Annotated in this window: 16 protein-coding genes; 9 read left to right on the top strand and 7 right to left on the bottom strand. The window is 66.4% G+C overall.

The features are described from left to right. Nucleotides 1-130: 130 nt before the first annotated feature. From QY917_RS04820 to QY917_RS04805, 4 genes are read right to left on the bottom strand one after another with little or no spacing between them, the layout of a single operon-like run. Nucleotides 131-1,141: a TRAP transporter substrate-binding protein gene (locus QY917_RS04820; RefSeq protein ID WP_123676602.1), complete on the bottom strand. Its 1,011-nt coding sequence runs from the start codon at nucleotides 1,139-1,141 to the stop codon at nucleotides 131-133. Between the two features lie 44 nt (nucleotides 1,142-1,185). Continuing rightward, the gene (locus QY917_RS04815; RefSeq protein WP_123676601.1) at nucleotides 1,186-2,466 is read right to left on the bottom strand and encodes a TRAP transporter large permease; all 1,281 of its coding nucleotides are present in this window, start codon (nucleotides 2,464-2,466) and stop codon (nucleotides 1,186-1,188) included. A gap of 8 nt (nucleotides 2,467-2,474) precedes the next feature. After that, complete coding sequence (locus QY917_RS04810) at nucleotides 2,475-2,996, bottom strand: TRAP transporter small permease (RefSeq protein WP_123676600.1); 522 nt, start codon at nucleotides 2,994-2,996, stop codon at nucleotides 2,475-2,477. Next, nucleotides 2,993-3,511 (bottom strand): gluconokinase, encoded by a 519-nt coding sequence (locus QY917_RS04805; RefSeq protein WP_123676745.1) that lies wholly within the window; start codon nucleotides 3,509-3,511, stop codon nucleotides 2,993-2,995. Before QY917_RS04805 ends, QY917_RS04810 begins: the two co-directional genes overlap by 4 nt. Nucleotides 3,512-3,756: 245 nt before the next feature. Between QY917_RS04805 and QY917_RS04800 the strand changes: the two genes are divergently transcribed. The 5 genes from QY917_RS04800 to QY917_RS04780 all read left to right on the top strand — a co-directional run bounded on the left by QY917_RS04800 (nucleotide 3,757) and on the right by QY917_RS04780 (nucleotide 7,779). After that, nucleotides 3,757-4,782: a LacI family DNA-binding transcriptional regulator gene (locus tag QY917_RS04800; protein ID WP_123676599.1), complete on the top strand. Its 1,026-nt coding sequence runs from the start codon at nucleotides 3,757-3,759 to the stop codon at nucleotides 4,780-4,782. Nucleotides 4,783-5,239: 457 nt separating this feature from the next. Next, nucleotides 5,240-5,638: a hypothetical protein gene (locus QY917_RS04795; protein ID WP_123676598.1), complete on the top strand. Its 399-nt coding sequence runs from the start codon at nucleotides 5,240-5,242 to the stop codon at nucleotides 5,636-5,638. Between the two features lies 1 nt (nucleotide 5,639). Then, nucleotides 5,640-6,269 carry a hypothetical protein gene (locus tag QY917_RS04790; protein WP_123676597.1) on the top strand — a complete coding sequence of 210 codons (630 nt, stop codon included), beginning with the start codon at nucleotides 5,640-5,642 and terminating at the stop codon, nucleotides 6,267-6,269. Next, complete coding sequence (locus QY917_RS04785; protein WP_123676596.1) at nucleotides 6,260-6,586, top strand: hypothetical protein; 327 nt, start codon at nucleotides 6,260-6,262, stop codon at nucleotides 6,584-6,586. The genes QY917_RS04790 and QY917_RS04785 overlap by 10 nt, the downstream gene beginning before the upstream one ends. A 63-nt stretch (nucleotides 6,587-6,649) precedes the next feature. Next, nucleotides 6,650-7,779, top strand: a protein-coding gene (locus QY917_RS04780; protein WP_085945346.1) for an IS3 family transposase whose coding sequence is annotated in 2 segments (ribosomal slippage) — nucleotides 6,650-6,911 and nucleotides 6,911-7,779 — 1,131 coding nt in all. Because the reading frame shifts where the segments join, the coding sequence is not laid out codon by codon here. Nucleotides 7,780-8,781: 1,002 nt separating this feature from the next. Here the strand turns inward: QY917_RS04780 and QY917_RS04775 are convergent. Then, a complete protein-coding gene (locus QY917_RS04775) occupies nucleotides 8,782-9,315 on the bottom strand; it encodes an OmpA family protein (protein WP_088886633.1) in 534 nt (177 codons plus the stop codon). A 62-nt stretch (nucleotides 9,316-9,377) separates the two neighbouring features. Here QY917_RS04775 and QY917_RS04770 point away from each other — a divergent pair, with 62 nt between their 5' ends. The 3 genes from QY917_RS04770 to pdxH are packed head-to-tail and all read left to right on the top strand — an operon-like array spanning nucleotide 9,378 to nucleotide 11,224. After that, nucleotides 9,378-9,971: a gamma-glutamylcyclotransferase gene (locus QY917_RS04770; RefSeq protein WP_015913401.1), complete on the top strand. Its 594-nt coding sequence runs from the start codon at nucleotides 9,378-9,380 to the stop codon at nucleotides 9,969-9,971. Nucleotides 9,972-10,004: 33 nt separating this feature from the next. Then, nucleotides 10,005-10,532: a superoxide dismutase family protein gene (locus QY917_RS04765; RefSeq protein ID WP_123676282.1), complete on the top strand. Its 528-nt coding sequence runs from the start codon at nucleotides 10,005-10,007 to the stop codon at nucleotides 10,530-10,532. Nucleotides 10,533-10,570: 38 nt separating this feature from the next. Then, the gene (pdxH, locus tag QY917_RS04760) at nucleotides 10,571-11,224 is read left to right on the top strand and encodes a pyridoxamine 5'-phosphate oxidase (RefSeq protein ID WP_123676283.1); all 654 of its coding nucleotides are present in this window, start codon (nucleotides 10,571-10,573) and stop codon (nucleotides 11,222-11,224) included. A gap of 44 nt (nucleotides 11,225-11,268) precedes the next feature. Here the strand turns inward: pdxH and QY917_RS04755 are convergent, their stop codons facing one another. Next, the gene (locus tag QY917_RS04755) at nucleotides 11,269-12,222 is read right to left on the bottom strand and encodes an AEC family transporter (protein WP_123676284.1); all 954 of its coding nucleotides are present in this window, start codon (nucleotides 12,220-12,222) and stop codon (nucleotides 11,269-11,271) included. A 268-nt stretch (nucleotides 12,223-12,490) separates the two neighbouring features. Between QY917_RS04755 and dusA the strand changes: the two genes are divergently transcribed. Beyond that, nucleotides 12,491-13,513 (top strand): tRNA dihydrouridine(20/20a) synthase DusA, encoded by a 1,023-nt coding sequence (gene dusA, locus QY917_RS04750; RefSeq protein WP_302079266.1) that lies wholly within the window; start codon nucleotides 12,491-12,493, stop codon nucleotides 13,511-13,513. Here the strand turns inward: dusA and QY917_RS04745 are convergent. Beyond that, nucleotides 13,503-16,142 (bottom strand): EAL domain-containing protein, encoded by a 2,640-nt coding sequence (locus tag QY917_RS04745; RefSeq protein WP_302078830.1) that lies wholly within the window; start codon nucleotides 16,140-16,142, stop codon nucleotides 13,503-13,505. The genes dusA and QY917_RS04745 overlap by 11 nt on opposite strands. Nucleotides 16,143-16,340: the final 198 nt, after the last annotated feature.

Raw genomic sequence — 16,340 nt, 5'->3', positions numbered from 1 at the left:
AGGTTGCAGAAAACGACTGCGGGCAAACATTGCCCCCGGAATCCTACGCGCCAGTGGGCGACACAGGTGTAGGCCGAGGGCACATGGCAGGGAACCGAGGGCAGGCGCCGCCGCCTGCCCCACCCTGCGCTTACTTGGCGTTGCGCGCCTGCTGGACGGCGGCGTTCACCTCGTCCCAGGTCTGCTGGCCCACCGACTTGGCGATGCCCGCGTTCACGCTGACCAGCTTTTCGCGCATGCGGTTGGCCTCGGCGGCCGACAGCTCGTTGACCTGCATGCCCTTGCCCTTCAGGTCGGCCAGGGCCTTGGCGGCCTCTTCACGCGTGTCCTTGCGCTCGAAATCACGGCTCTTGATAGCGGCGTCCTGCAGCACCTTCTTCTCGGCGGCGGACAGGCCGTCCCACCATTTCTTGCTCACCGTGACGATCCAGGGGCTGTACACGTGGTTGGTCACCGTGAGGTACTTCTGCACCTCGTAGAACTTGCTGGAGACGATGGTGTTGTAGGGGTTCTCCTGGCCGTCCACGGCGCGCGTTTCCAACGCGGTGAACAGCTCGGAGAACGGCAGCGGCACGGCGTTGGCGCCTAGGGCCTTGAAGCTGTCGAGGAACACGTTGTTCTGCATCACGCGCAGCTTGATGTCGTTCAGGTCTTCCAGCTTGGCGACGGGACGCTTGCTGTTGGTGAGGTTACGGAAACCGTTCTCCCAGTACACCAGGCCCACCATGCCCTTGGCTTCCAGCTTGGCCTTGATCTTGTCGCCCACGGGGCCGTCCAGCACCACATCGGCTTCCTTGGCGTTGCTGAAGAGGAACGGCGTATCCCACACGGCCATCTCCGGCACCAGGCCCACCAGCGTGGCGGTGGAGCCCACCATCATCTCCTGCGCGCCGCCGATCAGCGCCTGCTGCATCTGCGTGTCGGAGCCCAGCGAGGCGTTGCCAATGGCACGCACCTTCATCTTGCCGCCGGAGGCCTTTTCCACTTCTTGCGCAAACATGCGGGCCGCGCGGCCCTGGTTGGAGTTGTCCACCAGGCCATAGCCGAAACGCACGATGCGCGGCTTGAAGTCCTGCGCCTGTACAGCGCCGGTGGCAACGAGTGCGGCCACGAGGCCGGCAAGAGCAAAGCGGATACGCATGGGAAGTCTCCTTTGGACAGTCAGGGTGAAAAGGGATGAAAAGCTCAGTGCATCCAGCGCAGCGGCGCGGTGATGAGGGCCGGGAACAGCGTGAACAGGACCGCCAGCAGCACATACACGGCCAGGAAAGGCGTCGTGCCCTTGATCACGGTTTCCATGCGCAGCCGGCCCACACCCGCCACCACGTTCTGCACCGTGCCCACGGGCGGCGTGATCAGGCCGATGCAACCCACATAGATGAACATGAAGCCGAAGTACACGGGGTCGATGCCCGCCTTGGCGGCCAGCGGCGCGCAGACGGGGCCGAAGATCAGGATGGTGGGCGTAAGGTCCATGGCCGTGCCCACCACCAACAGGAAGGTCATCATCAGCGCCATGAACAGCACGGGGTTGCCCATCACGCCGGCGAAGCTGTCGGCCAGCATGTTGGGCAGGTCGGCCAGGGTGATCATGTAGGCCGTGACGGTGGCGGCGCCGCACAGGAACATGACCACCGCCGTGGTCTTGCCCGCGGCCAGGAACACGTCGTACAGCTGCGTCCAGCTCAGCTCGCGGTACACGAACATGGACACCAGCAGCGCATAGACGGCGGCCACCACGGCAGCCTCGGTGGGCGTGAAAATGCCGCCGCGCAGGCCGCCCAGGATGATGACCGGCATCATCATGGCCCAGAAGCTCTTGGCCAGCGCCTTCATGCGCGGGCCCCACGCCACGCGCTCCATCGAGGGCAGGTCGTGGCGGCGCGCAATCCAGGCCCAGGCGCCAATCAGGAAGATGCCCATCATCAGGCCCGGTGCCACGCCCGAGAGGAACAGCTTGCTGATCGAGGTATTCGTCGTCACCCCGTAGATCACGAACGGCATGGACGGCGGGATGATCGGCGCGATGATGCCGCCAGACGCCAGCAGGCCCGCGCTGTAGCTCATCGGGTATTTCTGCGCACGCATCATCGGCAGCAGGATGGTGGCCAGCGCCGCCGTGTCGGCAATGGCCGAGCCGCTCATGGACGCTAGCAGCACGGCCGCGCCAATCACCACGAAGCCCAGCCCGCCGCGGATATGCCCCACGAAGGCGCGTGCCAGGTCGATGATGCGCCGCGACAGGCCACCCGCGTTCATCAGCTCGCCCGCCAGGATGAAGAACGGCACGGCCAGCAGCGGAAAGTTGTCAAAGCCGGCCTGCAGGTTTTGCGCCAGCAGCTGCGAATCGAAGAAATCCAGGTGCCACATCAGGGCGACACCCGTCAGCACCAGGGCGTGGGCGATGGGCATGCCGATCACCATGCCGCCGATGAGCACCAGAAGAAAGATGGCGGTAACGATCATGGTGCGCCCTACTCCACCGACGTTTCCGCGTCGCTGCCATGCGGCAGCGGCTCGCCGCGGCGCAGATCCACCACCACACCCACCAGCAGGCCCACGGCCAGTACCAGCGTCGCCGCGGCGCCCAGCGCCAGCGGATAACCCAGCACGGTGCTGTAGCTGTCCATGCCGGCGATCACCTGCTCCCACGAACCCTTGAGCAGCAGCAGCATGCCGCCCGCCACCAGAGCCTGGCTGGCCCAGAACAGCAGCTTGCGCGAGCGGCCCTTCAGGCGCGAAGTGAGCATGTCGAAGCCCAGATGCTTGCCCTCAAAGGCCGCGACGATGGTGCCCACCGCCACCAGCCACACGAACAGCAGGCGCGAGATCTCCTCGTACGAGACGATGCTCGTGGAGAACACGTAGCGCAATACCACGTTGACGAACACGGCCACGACCATGCCGGCCAGTGCGAGCACCATGAAATGCTCGGCCAGGCGCTGCACCAGGGGCTTGCGCGGCCGTTCCTGCGGGGAAGGGGAAGAAGCGCTCATGCACTGTCTCCGGAAGACGACGAAAGGGAGGCAGCTGCGTTGCCTCGCAGCCATTGGACGACGGACCGGGCCAGCTCGTCCACGGGGCGTGTGGCATCCAGCGTCAACACGCGCGGCTCGCCCTCGGGCGACTCCAGCGTGGCGAACTGATCGGCCACCAGAGCGGGCGAAAAGAAATGCCCCGCGCGCGTCTGCACGCGCTGCAATGCCTGCTCATAGTCCAGCGCCAGAAACACGAATCCCACGCGCGGGTTGCCCGCACGCAGGCGATCGCGGTATTTGCGGCGCAGCGCCGAGCAGGTCAGCACTACGCCCGCCGAGCCGGAGGGCGCCGCCAGCAATGCGGCCAACCGGTCCAGCCAGCCCGCGCGGTCGGCATCGGTCAAGGGCACGCCGGCGCGCATTTTGGCAATGCTCTCGGGAGCATGGTGGGCATCGCCTTCATGCAGCACCCAGCCCAGCGCCTGCGCGCAGGCCTCGCCCACGCTGGACTTGCCGCAGCCGGAAACGCCCATCACCACGATGGCATCGATGTCACAGGTCAAGATAGCGCTATCTCTAAAGATTCAAAAAAACGGCTGCATCCCAGGACGCAAGCCGTTCACCCGAAGTTCACGGCTTCACGCCGCGGCTTCTCATGGAGAAATTTCGCTGCATCGCACCGGGAGAAGCTACTCCCTCCCCACAAACCCGCGAAAACCCCATGAAAGATAGCGCTATCTTAAGGGACAATTTTGGCCAGAATTCCTAGGAATAACCCTTGACCGCCAACCGACGACCGCGCCGCTCCAGCGGCCGCATCACCCTGAATGACGTGGCAGGCGCCGCCGGCGTGAGTCCCATCACCGCGTCGCGTGCCCTGCGCGGCGAACGCACCGTGGATCCTGCATTGGCCGAACGCGTACGCGAGGCGGCCGATCGGCTGGGCTACGTGCCCGACCCGGCCGCGCGCGCGCTGGCGTCGCAGCGCAGCACGCAAGTGCTGGTGCTGGTGCCGCTGCTGTCCAACGCGCTGTTCGTGGATTTGCTGGAGGCGGTGCACCGCACGCTGTTCCCCGAGGGCTTTCAGCCGCTCATCGGCGTGACCCACTACGACAGCGCCGAGGAAGAGTTGCTGCTGCGCACCTACCTACCCCACCGCCCCGCCGGCCTGCTGGTGACGGGGTTCGATCGCAGCGAGGCCGCACGCCAGCTCATCGTGCACAGCGGCGTGCCCTGCGTGCACCTCATGGAGACCAGCGCCGCGCCTGGTGTGGCCTGCGTGGGCTTTTCGCAGCAGGACGCGGGCGCCACCATCACGCGCCACCTGCTGGAACGCGGGCGTAAGCGCATCGCCTTTTGCGCCGCGCAACTGGACCCGCGCGTGCTGCAGCGCGCCGAAGGGTACCGGCGCACCCTGCGCGAAGCGGGCCTGTACGATCCGCGCCTGGAGTTGCTAAGCCCCGAGCGCTCTTCCATCGCCCTGGGCGCTCGGCTGTTCGAGGACCTGGTGCAACGCATGCCCGACGTGGACGCCATCTTCTTTTGCAACGACGACATTGCCCAGGGCGGGCTGCTGGCGGCCAACCGCATGCGCGTCGACGTGCCGGGGCGCATCGCCGTCGCGGGATTCAACGACTTGGCCGGCAGCGCGCAGATGGTGCCGCCGCTGACCACCATCCGCACACCGCGCAGCGAAGTCGGCCGCGCCGGCGCCGACATGCTGCTGGGCCTGATGCGCGGCACGCTGGCGCAGCCGCAGTGCGTGCAGCTGGACTACGAGCTGATCGTGCGCGAGAGTACGTGAACAAGGATGCAGCGCAGTGCGCTACAGCTTTGGTAGCTGTTCGCGCTTGCAAATCAAGCACTCAAGGCAAAAAAGCACCTGAATCCCCATTCAAACAAGCGTGACCAGCTATTGAATATGCAGCACGCCAGACACGGGTGTTATGACTCTGATGGCCCAACACAAGGGCTCTTGAACCTGAAAACAAGTTTTGTGCTCAATTGTTGAGCAATAGTGGACTGACTGGCTCGCTCTACGTTGGTAGCGTCCCACTTATGACCTACCAACGTGCCCTCACCATCACACCTGTCGGCCTCAGTGCCTACCCCGCGAACCCGCACGCCTCCCGTATTCAAGTGGCTCCTGAACGAACGGGCCGTCCTCGCGGGGGAAGCCCCTGCGCCTGCAGGCAGAGCTGGAGCGTATCCAACTGGAACTGCCCTCCGTCCTGGCCAAGCTCGGCGCACTGGACGCCACGATGGCGGCAATCGACCCTGCGGTCGCACCCGATGCAGCGGGCACCGTCAACGCCTGGGCCGGGAAGTACGGCGAACGCGGCGCGGTCAAGGCCTGCGTCCTGTCGCATCTGCGGTCAGCGGGCATCTCTGGAATCGACGTCAGCACCCTTGCCCTGCAGGTGGCAGCCGCCCTGGGCGTGGCGCTGCCCACAAAGAAAGACTTCAGCCTGTTCCGACGCGACACCGTCCACGCTGTGCTCAAACGGGCCAAGGCCGACGGGCTGACCGAGGTGCTCGTTGCTGCCAGAGGTGGGCATACGCCCCAGGTCTGGCGCTGGCGCGGGCCCAATGCAGCGCCCAGCCTGGCGGAGCTGCAGGACCTGAGGGAAGCGCTGGAGCTTGCCAACAAAGGGGGTTGACGTGAGCCCGGTGGCCAACATCAAGGACATCGGCAAGGGCAGTGAGAGCGGCACTCCCGACCAGGACCACGCCCCGCTTCGCCGAACCCGCACCCCCTCTGACCTCAAGTGGACGGTCAACGAGCTGGCAGCCGTCAAAGGGGAAATCGAACACATCGACCAGGAGGTGGCCAGGCTGAAGCAGCGACGGGAACGACTCATGCGAATGGCCAAGGCACTCTCTGCCGTGACCCAGTTGATAGCGGCCGAAGTGCATCCAGCGGCGGTTGAGCCCGTCCATGCCCACACCCGCTATGGGGGCCGTGGCAATTTGCGCAAATACCTCCGCGAGACGCTCAAGGCTGCGCACCCAGGTGCCGTGCCCACCAATGTTTTGGCAGAAGGGGCGGTGCAGGTGTTCGGGCTGCGCTTTTCGTCATGCCAAGAGAGGGCCCGCTTCGCGGACAACAACCTGGGAAACGCCTTGCGACGGATGTGCGCACGCGGCGAGGTCGAGCGCCTGCACGACTATGCAGGGCTGCCGACCATGTCAGGAGTGTGGCGCTGGAAAGCGCCTACGCCGAGCCTTGAAGAACTGCGGAAACAGGATGCAGCAGCTGGGCACCGGCGGGAGGAAAATTCATGGCGCTGACCAAGACGCGCACTCGCACGCAAACCGCTTTAACGCGCCTGGCTTTGCTCATCGCCAACGTGCATGGTGAGTTGGCGCTGGTGGAAGGGCTCCTGGCGGGCCCTGAGGAACGTCCAGACGCACAGCTGCGAGGCCTTGCGGCGAAACGTGCCGAGCTACAAGAGCTGCGGACCGCGCTCTACGCCTCTCTGCTCCAATTCGACCCAGGGCTGGACCCCGCCGACATCGGCTCCGACGACGGGTGGCTCAAGAAATTTGGGCGCGGCGGAGGGAAGTCCGCGGTGGGGAGGTATCTGAAGGCGATTTCCCCGAGCTAGTGACCTGCAACCCGCCACCCGTACCAAGGCAATAGAGAATCCGCGCAACCGAGAGGAAGCGCGATGCGCAAGAGCAGGTACACGGACGAACAGATCATTGGGTTCATCAAGCAGGCCGACGCTGGCATGAGCGTTGCGGACCTGTGCCGCCGAGAGGGTTTCAGCTCGGCCACGTTCTACAAGTGGCGAGCCAAGTTCGGCGGCATGGAAGCCAGCGACGCCAAACGGCTGCGCGACCTCGAAGCCGAGAACAACCGGCTCAAGAAGCTACTGGCCGAAGCGGTGTTGGACAACGAGGCGCTGAAGGTGGCCTTCGGCGTAAAGCGCTGAGCCCACCGGCGAAGCGACGCGCGGTGGGCAAGATGTTGGAAGAGACCTCGATCAGTGAACGGCGCGCCTGCGCTTTGGTGGGACTGTCGCGCGACAGCTGGCGGCACCCGCCCCAGCGCGCACAGCACGACCAGGCCACGAGTCAGCGCATCGTCGAGCTCGCGCACGAGCGGCGTCGCTTCGGCTACCGGCGCATTGCGGACCTGCTGCGGGCTGAAGGCACGAAGGTCAACGACAAACGCGTCTATAGGCTCTACAGGCTGGCTGAGCTGTCGGTGCGCAAGCGCCGCGGCAAGCAGCGCCTGAAGCTCGAACGCGTGCCGCTGCACCAATGCCAGAGCGTCAACGAGGTCTGGAGCATGGATTTCGTCAGCGACAGCTTGGCCAGTGGCCGGCGCATCAAGTGCCTGACCATCACCGATGACTTCAGCCACGAGTGCGTGGATATCGCCGTCGACCACGGCATCGGCGGCGAGTACGTAGTGCGCGTGCTGGAGCAGGTGGCGCGGTTTCGCGGTTACCCGCAGGCCGTGCGCACAGACCAGGGGCCCGAATTCACCAGCCGAGCCTTCATGGCGTGGGCGCAGGCCAGGGGCGTGCGCCATATCCTCAACCAGCCCGGCAAGCCCACGCAGAATGCCTACATCGAGAGCTTCAACGGCAAGTTCCGCGACGAGTGTCTGAACGAGCACTGGTTCCAGAGCCTGAAACAGGCCCGTGCCGAGATTGCGCGCTGGCGGGCTGACTACAACGAGATCAGACCGCACAGCAGCTGCGGCCGGATTCCCCCAGCAAAGTTCGCAGCGCGACATCGACAATCAACTGGCGGCGCCGTAACGGCGCCGCTTCAAACCCAGGAGTAATCTCCTTTAACCAGCGGATTTTCTCAAAACGACTGGTACGGGTATTGGGGGCAGGTCACATAACCAATCCACAAACGAAGAGACCTGTTCGGTCTCCACAAGTCTTGCAGTGTTATTTGGGGCCCGCTTCGGGGCCATGTCTGGCTGCGTGCGTTTAGACCACGCAAAAAGTAGCGCCGATGCGACCTGTTCCGCGGTTGCATGCCGCGAATCGACCCAACGCTGCAGCGCTGCAATCCTTCTTGCGAAAATGACCCGAGCCTCTGCGGGTATCACCATGGCTTGCGTTTCTTTAGGTTCATCAGATGTTTAGCTACAGTCTTATACCCGCATCTGACTGGCGCGTTACATCAACATACAGGTCTCATCCCGTATTCGGGCGAATTGCCCCTTTAGACGTCCGACCAACTCGCGTACAAGGACCCGTGTGCTTCTTTCCGGATGTTCCCAATTTGTCCCAGCAGCGTACGCGGCGTGTGGTCGGGAGAGCCTTGCTACGGCGTCTAGTCCTAGATGGACTACATGAGCCGAGGGAGGAAAAGGGCATGAAGGCTCTCGCGTGATAGGCGTTGGCGCCGATGCCCTTCGCATTCGGCGCGAGGATATCCACCGTCGGCCGTGGAGTACTGACTAAGGACCCAGTCCCGGCGAGCCTATCAGCGCTCATCTTCGACGCTCAGGCACCCCTGCAAATTGGGTAGCTCGATGACTCGTCAAAGGGATTTCGACTTGAGCTAGGAAGGTTCGCGGGAAGTTGTGCTTCCCCTCCTAACAATTCTGCGTTGGAAGAAACTGGTAAAGGCCGACGTCGACGGCCTACCTCTTCGCTCGCGTTCCATGCCGTGGCGGTGCGGTCCCTGCCTCTCTAATTTTCTCTCGAGTACAGTTCGAAAGTGACCTAAGTCATTGATTTTCAAGGATTTTGGCCATCAGAGTCATAACACCCCCAGACACAAAAAAGCCCGGCATTACCGGGCTTTCGCAGGCTTGGCGCATCCAGGCTCAGGGAGCCAGAATCACCTCCACGCGGCGCGCCTCGGCATTGCTGCCGCTGCCCTGCGTGGCTTCGGGCTTCTTCAGCTCCACCTTCTCTTCGGCCACACCCAGGGCCTTCAGGGCGTCGCGCACGGCCAGCGCGCGCTGCTTGGCCAGCTCGGCGTTCACGGCCGCGTCGCCCGTGGCGTCATGGAAGCCCGACACCACGGCGGTCTTACCGCCGTCCACCACGCCCTTGACCACGTCGCCCAGCGCTTCGTTGGCGCCCGGGGCCAGCTCGGCCTTGCCGGTGGCGAAGAAGAACTTCACCACACCGCCCTCCACCACCACGCTGGCGGCGTCCTCGGTGATCACCACGCCGGGCGCGGCTGCCTCAGCCGCAGGGGCCACAGCGGCGGCCGGCGCCTTGGGGGCGTGGGCAATGCCACGCTTGTAGACCACCACGCCCACGACGGTGGAGACCACCAGCGCGATCAGCGCGAAGAGGAACCCGAGTGCGAAGCGTTGCTGGCTGTCGTCGTCGGAGCTGTTGAAGGACATGTTGAGAACTCCCGTGAATAATCGGTGCGTTGGACAAAACCCATCGATTGTAGAGTCTCGCCATGCCGCCGCTTGCCGCTCCCCTGCGTGACCCCGCCCCCATGCTCGACCGCGCGCTGCATGAATGGGGCGGGCGGGACGACCTGTGGATCTTTGGCTATGGCTCGCTGATCTGGCGGCCCGACTTTGCCTACGCCGAGCGGCGCGCGGCCACGGTGCACGGCTGGCACCGGGCTTTGAAGATGTGGAGCCGCGTGAACCGCGGCACGCCCGAATGCCCGGGCCTGGTGTTCGGCATGCTGTCGGGCGGCAGTTGCCGCGGCATGGTGTTCCGCGTGGACCACAGCCACGCGCGCCAGGTCATGGTCAACCTGTGGCAGCGCGAGATGGTCCTGGGCGTATACGACCCGCGCTGGCTCAACTGCCGCACGCCCCAGGGTGCGGTGCGCGCGCTGGCGTTCACGCTGTCGCGCAAGAGCCCCAGCCACACAGGCGTGCTGGCGGACGAGGAATACCGCCGCATCTTCGCGCAGGCCAGCGGCATCTACGGCACCACGCGCGACTACGCCGAGGCCACGCACGCCGAGCTGCAGCGCATGGGCATCCACGACCGAGCGCTCTCGCGTCTGATTGCGTTGGCGCGCGAACCGCGTTAGTTTGGCGGTTTTCAACCCTCCTGGAGAAATCGCATGTCCCTTCGCTACCTCCCCACGGCCGCGGCCCTGGCGGCTGCCGTCGCACTCGCCGGCTGCGCATCCATGTCCAGCGCGCCCTCGGCCACCGCACGGCTGGAGCCTACGCGCGGCAACAGCACCCAGGGCACGGTGCGCTTCGTGCAGAACGGTGATGCGGTGCGCGTCAGCGGCACGGTCAGCGGGCTCAAGCCGGGGGCGGAGCACGGCTTTCACATCCATGAGAAAGGCGACTGCTCCAGCGGGGACGGCAACAGCGCGGGCGGCCATTTCAATCCCATGGGCACACCGCATGGCCAACACGGCAAGGGACCGCACCACACCGGCGACCTGCCCAGCCTGCGCGCGGACGGCAACGGCGTGGCCACCTTCAACTTCGAGTCGCGCAGCATTCGCGTGGGCTCCGGCGCCACCGACATCGTGGGTCGCGGCCTGATCGTGCATGCCAACCCCGACGATTACGTCACCCAACCCACCGGCAACGCGGGCGCGCGCCTGGCGTGCGCGGTGATCGCCGGTCGCTGATCGTGCAGGGCTGGGCGCCCTGCGGGCACAATCCCCGCATGAGCCACAGCCCTCTTTCCTCCTCCATCGCCGACCTGCGCAAGAGCTACGAGCGCGCCGAGCTCAGCGAGGACGCCTCCCACGCCGATCCCTTGCTGCAGTTCGACCAATGGCTGCGCGAAGCCATGGCTGCCCAGGTACCCGAGCCCAACGCCATGACCGTGGCCACCGTGGGCAGCGACCTGCGTCCCAGCACCCGGGTGGTGCTCATCAAGGGCTATGACGCACGCGGCATCGTCTGGTACACCAACTACGACAGCCGCAAGGGCCGCCAGCTGGCCGGCAACCCCTATGCCGCGCTGCAATTCCACTGGGTGGAGCTGGAGCGCGTGGTGCGCATCGAGGGCGTCGTGGAAAAGGTGAGCGACGAGGAAAGCGACACCTATTTCCACAGCCGCCCGCTGGACTCGCGCATCGGCGCCTGGGCCAGCCCGCAAAGCCAGGTCATCGCCAGCCGCGGCGTGCTGGTGGCCAACGCCGCCAAGTACGGCGCGCAGTTCCTGCTCAAGCCGCCCCGCCCGCCGCACTGGGGGGGCTTTCGCCTGCGGCCGGATCAGTGGGAGTTCTGGCAGGGCCGCAAGAGCCGCCTGCACGACCGGTTGCGCTACCGCCTGGAGGACGGCGCGTGGGAGCGCGAGCGGCTGGCGCCGTAAGCGCCCGGAAGACGCCCTGCTCCACGCGCGTCTTCGACGCATGTTCAATGCATGAAGAACTGCGCCAACACCAGCACCACCGGCAGCGTGATCAGCGCCAGCGCGGTGGACAGCGCGATGGCCGAGGACACCTCCTCCTGCATCACCCCATAGCGCTGCGTGAACAACAGCACATTCGCGCCCACCGGCATGGCCGCAGCGGTGAACATCACCGCGATCGCCGGGCCTGACAGCCCCAGCGCCCACGCCAGCGTCCCCAGCGTGGCGGGCAGCGCCAGGTTCTTGATCACCGCCACCCGCAACGCGCCGCGCCAGTGGTTGCCAATGCGTGTGTGCGCCAGCGCAATACCCACCAGCAGCAGCGCCATGGGCCCCAGCGCCGCCGCCAGCACCTGCAGCGGGCGGTCCAGCATCTCGGGCAGCTGCCAGCCTGTCTGCGCGAACAGCAGGCCCGCCAGGATCGGTAGCGGCACCGGGTGCACGATGCTGTTGCGCACGGCCTGCCACACGGTGTGCGCCATGGGGCGCGGCGCTGCACTGCCGGTGCGCTGCTGTTCGCGCGCCTCGGCCAGCTCGAACACCATGGTGGCCGCCGTCAGCAGCACCAGCGAATGCAGGGACACCAGCGTGAACAGCGTCACCAGGCCCTGCGGCCCATACACCAGGCCCATGAGCGGCGCGCCGATCATTACCAGGTTGCTGAAGGTGTGCGCCAGCGCCCGCGCCGCCGCGGCCGTGGAGAACCGGCTGAACGCCAGCGTCAGCCCGAACAGCAGCGCCGCCGCGCTGAAGTACAGCAGCACAGGCTGAAAGTCCAGCTCTTGGAGCCGCACATGGCCCATGGTGCGAAACAGAAGCGCGGGCGTGAGCACCAGGAACACGATGTTGGACAGATCTGGCACCGCCGTGGCGCGCACCCAGCCCACGCGGGCGGTGAGGTAGCCGATGCCGATGCACAGAATGACGGGAACCAGGGGAACGAGGATCGAGGACAGCAAGGTGGGCAGAGGGTCGAAGTGCCGGCGCGGCGCCGGGCGGCAAGTGTAGGGCCTGGGGATGCGGCGCGCTTACACTCATGAATTAATAGCTGCCAGCGCTTGATGGACAAGCGCTGGAGGCCAAAAATACCCAAAACCCCTTGCCACCGCGGCGCAAAACCGGACCTGGGACAATATCGGCCCCCGCCCCGCTCCTTTATCTCGTCAGACCGCCCCGTCCTTCACCGTGCACGCTACGCCCTCCTCCATCGCCCACAGTCCCTGGCGCATGTCCGTCGCGCCGATGATGGACTGGACCGACAGGCACTGCCGCTACCTGCACCGCCTGCTGTCGCGCCACACGCTGCTCTACACCGAGATGGTGACCACCGGTGCGCTGGTGCACGGCGACGTGCAGCGCCATCTGCGCTTTGACGCGGCCGAGCACCCCGTGGCGCTGCAGTTGGGCGGCAGCGAGCCGGCCGACCTCGCGCACTGCGCCCGTCTGGGCGAGCAGTGGGGCTATGACGAGATCAACCTCAACTGCGGCTGCCCCAGCGAGCGTGTGCAGCGCGGCGCTTTCGGCGCCTGCCTGATGAACGAGCCGCAACTGGTCGCCGACTGCGTGAAAGCCATGGTGGACGTGGTTCAGGTCCCGGTCACCGTCAAGCACCGCATCGGGATCGACCAGAACGAAGACTACGGTTTCGTGCGCGACTTCGTGGGCGTGGTGGCCGACGCGGGCTGCCGCGTGTTCATCGTGCATGCGCGCAATGCGTGGCTGAAGGGTCTGTCGCCCAAGGAGAACCGCGAGATTCCCCCGCTGCGCTACGACGTCGCGGCCCGGCTGAAAGCCGACTTCCCGCAACTGACCATCGCCATCAACGGGGGCTTTCAGACCGACGCCGCAGTGCTGGAGGAGCTGGCCCGGGTGGATGGCGTGATGGTGGGCCGCGAGGCCTACCACAACCCCTGGTGGCTGGCGCGCTGGGATGAGCAGTTCTTTGGCGCCGCGCCCGCCGCGCTCACGCGCGAGCAGGTCGAGGAAGACATGGTGGCCTACATGGAGCGCGAAGCCACCGCGCACGGCACGCACTGGTATGCGGTGGCGCGCCACATGCTGGGCCTGCGCAACGGACTGCCCGGCGCGCGACGCTGGCGCCAGGTGTGGAGCGACCACCGCTTGAAACACCTGCCCGCGCGCGAAGTAATGGCCCTGGCGCGCACCAAGCCGGGCGCCACCGCGCCCGATGCACTGCGCGCAAGCGCCGTGCAAGCAGTCGCCCTGCCAACGGAGCCGCTCAGCCTTTGAGGCCCGCCAGCCAGTCCCGCAGCGGCTGCGGCAGCCCGAACAGATAGCCCTGCAGGCCATGGCAGTGGTGAGCGATGAGGAAATCCGCCTGCTGCCGCGTCTCCACCCCCTCGGCCACCACGCGCAGGCGCAAGTGGCGTGCGACGGAAAGAATGGCCTGCACGATCGCCGCGTCGTTCGCGTCGGAGGGCGCGTCCTGCACGAAGCTGCGGTCGATCTTGAGTTCGTACAGCGGCAGGCGCTTCAGATACGCCAGGCTGGAGTAGCCGGTGCCGAAGTCATCGATGGAAAAGCGCACGCCCAGCGCCACCAGCTCGTGCATGCGCCGGGCGGTGTCCTGCCAGTTCTCCACCAGCAGACTTTCCGTAACCTCCAGCGTGAGCAGCGCCGCGGGCGCGCCCGTGCTGTGCAGCGCCGCGCGCACCTGCTCCACGAAGTCCGCCTGACGGAACTGGCGGGGACTGACATTGACCGAGATTGACAGCGCCCGGCCCTGCTGGTGCAGTTCGGCCAGCGTGGCGCAGGCCTGCTGGATGACACGCGCACCCATGCGCACGATCAAACCCGCCTGTTCCGCCACCGGGATGAACTGCGCCGGCGGCACGAAGCCGCGCTGCGGATGCGGCCAGCGCAGCAGCAGCTCCGCGCCGATGAGCTGGCCGGCGGCATCCACCTGCGGCTGCGCATAGGTCAGCAGCGCGTCGTTGTCGACCGCGCTCTTGAGGTCCTGCAGCAGCGCCAGGCGCTCCTGCGCTGCGGCGTGCATGTCCTGCTCAAAGAAGCACACCTGGTTGCGCCCCCGGTCCTTGGCACAGAACATGGCCGTGTCGGCCTCGCGCAGCAGGTCTTCCACGGCCTCACCGTTCTTGGGAAACAGCGTCACGCCGATGCTGCCGGTACTGCCGTAGTGCACCCCGCCCAGGTCATAGGGCGCATCCAGGCATTCGCGCAGCTGCTGGGCGCGCCGGCAGGCCTGCTCACGCGCAACGGAGGGGGTGTCGCCCAGCCGCGGCACCAGCATGACGAATTCGTCGCTCCCCAGCCGTGCCACGGTCTCCTGCGGCCCGGCCGCGTCCTGCAGGCGCGCGGCGACCTGCACCAGCAGCCCGTCGCCCACACCGTGGCCGCGCGCGTCGTTGATCTCCTTGAAGTTGTCCAGGTCGATGTAGAACAGCGCACCCATGCCCCCCCGCTGCTGGGCCGTGAGCAGTGCATCCTGCAGGCGCTGCAGCAGCAGGCGGCGGTTGGGCAGGCCGGTGAGCGCGTCGAAATACGCGAGCCGGTACATGGCGGCCTCGGCCTCGTGGCGCCGCGTGACGTCGCGCGACAGCGCGATGAAGTGGCGCTGGCCCGGGCCGGTCCCGGTCTGCGGCGTACCGCCCTGCTTGCAGGCCACGGACAGCTCGAACCAATGCTGGCTGCCCCCGATATCCAGACTGTACTGCCGCCCTTCGGAATAGCCGTACTCGGCCGCCTCGTCCAGCGCAGCCATGCATTCGGCGGCGGCAGCGGGCGGCAACACATCCCCCAGCGTGCGCCCCACCAGCGCCTGGGCGCGCGTACCGATCAGGTCCGCGCGGGCGGACCGGTAGTGGTGGATGCCTCCCTGTGCGTCCACCTCGAACAGCAGATCGGGCACGGCATTGAGCGTGCCTTCCAGCTCATCGCGCGTGCGGCGCAACTCGCGCGTCATCTCGCGGGCCAGCGCCATGGCCCGCTGCCGGGCGTTCACCTGCTGCCCCACGAACCATCCCGCCAGCAGGCTGAAGGCGGCGCCCAGCAGGGCAACCAGATGGTGTGTGGATCCTTCGAAGCGCTGCTCGAATGAAGGCAGCGGGTACAGCACCAGCGTCCACCGCCTGCCGCCTACGTCGTAGCTGCGCACGGCCTCCAGCCCGCCATTGACCGCGTGGGGTGCATAGTCCGTGCGCGACGCAAACACCAGCACCCCCCCTGCCACCGAGGGGCCGTCATGGATGGCCAGTGCAAGGTCGCTGTCCAGTTCGCTCGCCAGGCCCTGGATCACGTCGTCCATGCGAAATGGCGCGGCCACCCAGCCTGCAATGTTCTGGCGGCGCTGGGCCAGAGTGTCCACGGCAGCGTGTCTGGCATACAGCGGCAGGTACATGACCAGGGAGCTGCCGGCATCCCCTTCGCGGCTGCCCAGCGGGCCCGACAGCGCCAGCGTCCCGGAGTCGCGCGCGCGCAGCAGCGCCTCGCGCCGCGCCGGCTGCAGCATGGCATCCTGTCCCAATTCCTGCTGGTTTTCCGGCGTTTGGGGTGCGATGTGCGTGATCAACGCCTGCCCCGTGCGCGCCTCGGTGGATTCCGCCACGCGCGACAGCAACGCCACCCCCTGCAGGCCCGGGCGCGTCTGTGGCAGGTGCAAGGCCTCCACATAGGCCTGGAATTCCTGCTGGTCGATGCTGTCGGAGCCTTCGTAGTAGCCCTTGGCACCACGCAACACCATTTCGTACGCGGCGATGCGGTCCGACAGGTTGGAAACCACGCGGTCCACGGACAAGGCGAAAGCCTGCAGCCGGCGCTCGTCCCGTGCGCGCTCCACACCCTGCCAGACCAGATAGGTGACGGCGAGCAGCAGCAGTGAGAGCACCACTGCTGCGATCATGCCCGGATGCCATGGGGCCCAGTGCTGTGCGAACCCCCTCGGGGCAGCCACCTCTTTATTCATGCGTTTCCAAGCGTCGCATAGCGACCGCCGCAACACAATAGGGAAGCGCCAGATTGCCGTGCGCCGCGCGGCCCGTCTGTGGGACGCGGCCTTGTCCTACCCCGCCGAGGGTCACCACAGGCCCTTCCCTGCCCT

The organism is Diaphorobacter sp. C33, from assembly GCF_030503915.1.
Lineage (GTDB): Bacteria > Pseudomonadota > Gammaproteobacteria > Burkholderiales > Burkholderiaceae_C > Diaphorobacter > Diaphorobacter nitroreducens.
Note: the sequence above shows the minus strand (reverse complement) of the source record. Positions and strands in the feature narration are given on the sequence as shown.

What these genes read in the sequence shown, in the direction of transcription:
- QY917_RS04815 (WP_123676601.1), bottom strand. Translation starts at nt 2,466, where the DNA reads ATGATCGTTACCGCCATCTTTCTTCTGGTGCTCATCGGCGGCATGGTG.
- QY917_RS04775 (WP_088886633.1), bottom strand. Translation starts at nt 9,315, where the DNA reads ATGTCCTTCAACAGCTCCGACGACGACAGCCAGCAACGCTTCGCACTC.
- dusA (WP_302079266.1), top strand. Translation starts at nt 12,491, where the DNA reads ATGTCCGTCGCGCCGATGATGGACTGGACCGACAGGCACTGCCGCTAC.
- QY917_RS04765 (WP_123676282.1), top strand. Translation starts at nt 10,005, where the DNA reads ATGTCCCTTCGCTACCTCCCCACGGCCGCGGCCCTGGCGGCTGCCGTC.
- QY917_RS04810 (WP_123676600.1), bottom strand. Translation starts at nt 2,996, where the DNA reads ATGAGCGCTTCTTCCCCTTCCCCGCAGGAACGGCCGCGCAAGCCCCTG.
- QY917_RS04820 (WP_123676602.1), bottom strand. Translation starts at nt 1,141, where the DNA reads ATGCGTATCCGCTTTGCTCTTGCCGGCCTCGTGGCCGCACTCGTTGCC.
- QY917_RS04805 (WP_123676745.1), bottom strand. Translation starts at nt 3,511, where the DNA reads ATGGGCGTTTCCGGCTGCGGCAAGTCCAGCGTGGGCGAGGCCTGCGCG.
- QY917_RS04770 (WP_015913401.1), top strand. Translation starts at nt 9,378, where the DNA reads ATGCCGCCGCTTGCCGCTCCCCTGCGTGACCCCGCCCCCATGCTCGAC.
- QY917_RS04745 (WP_302078830.1), bottom strand. Translation starts at nt 16,142, where the DNA reads ATGATCGCAGCAGTGGTGCTCTCACTGCTGCTGCTCGCCGTCACCTAT.
- pdxH (WP_123676283.1), top strand. Translation starts at nt 10,571, where the DNA reads ATGAGCCACAGCCCTCTTTCCTCCTCCATCGCCGACCTGCGCAAGAGC.
- QY917_RS04795 (WP_123676598.1), top strand. Translation starts at nt 5,240, where the DNA reads ATGGCGGCAATCGACCCTGCGGTCGCACCCGATGCAGCGGGCACCGTC.
- QY917_RS04785 (WP_123676596.1), top strand. Translation starts at nt 6,260, where the DNA reads ATGGCGCTGACCAAGACGCGCACTCGCACGCAAACCGCTTTAACGCGC.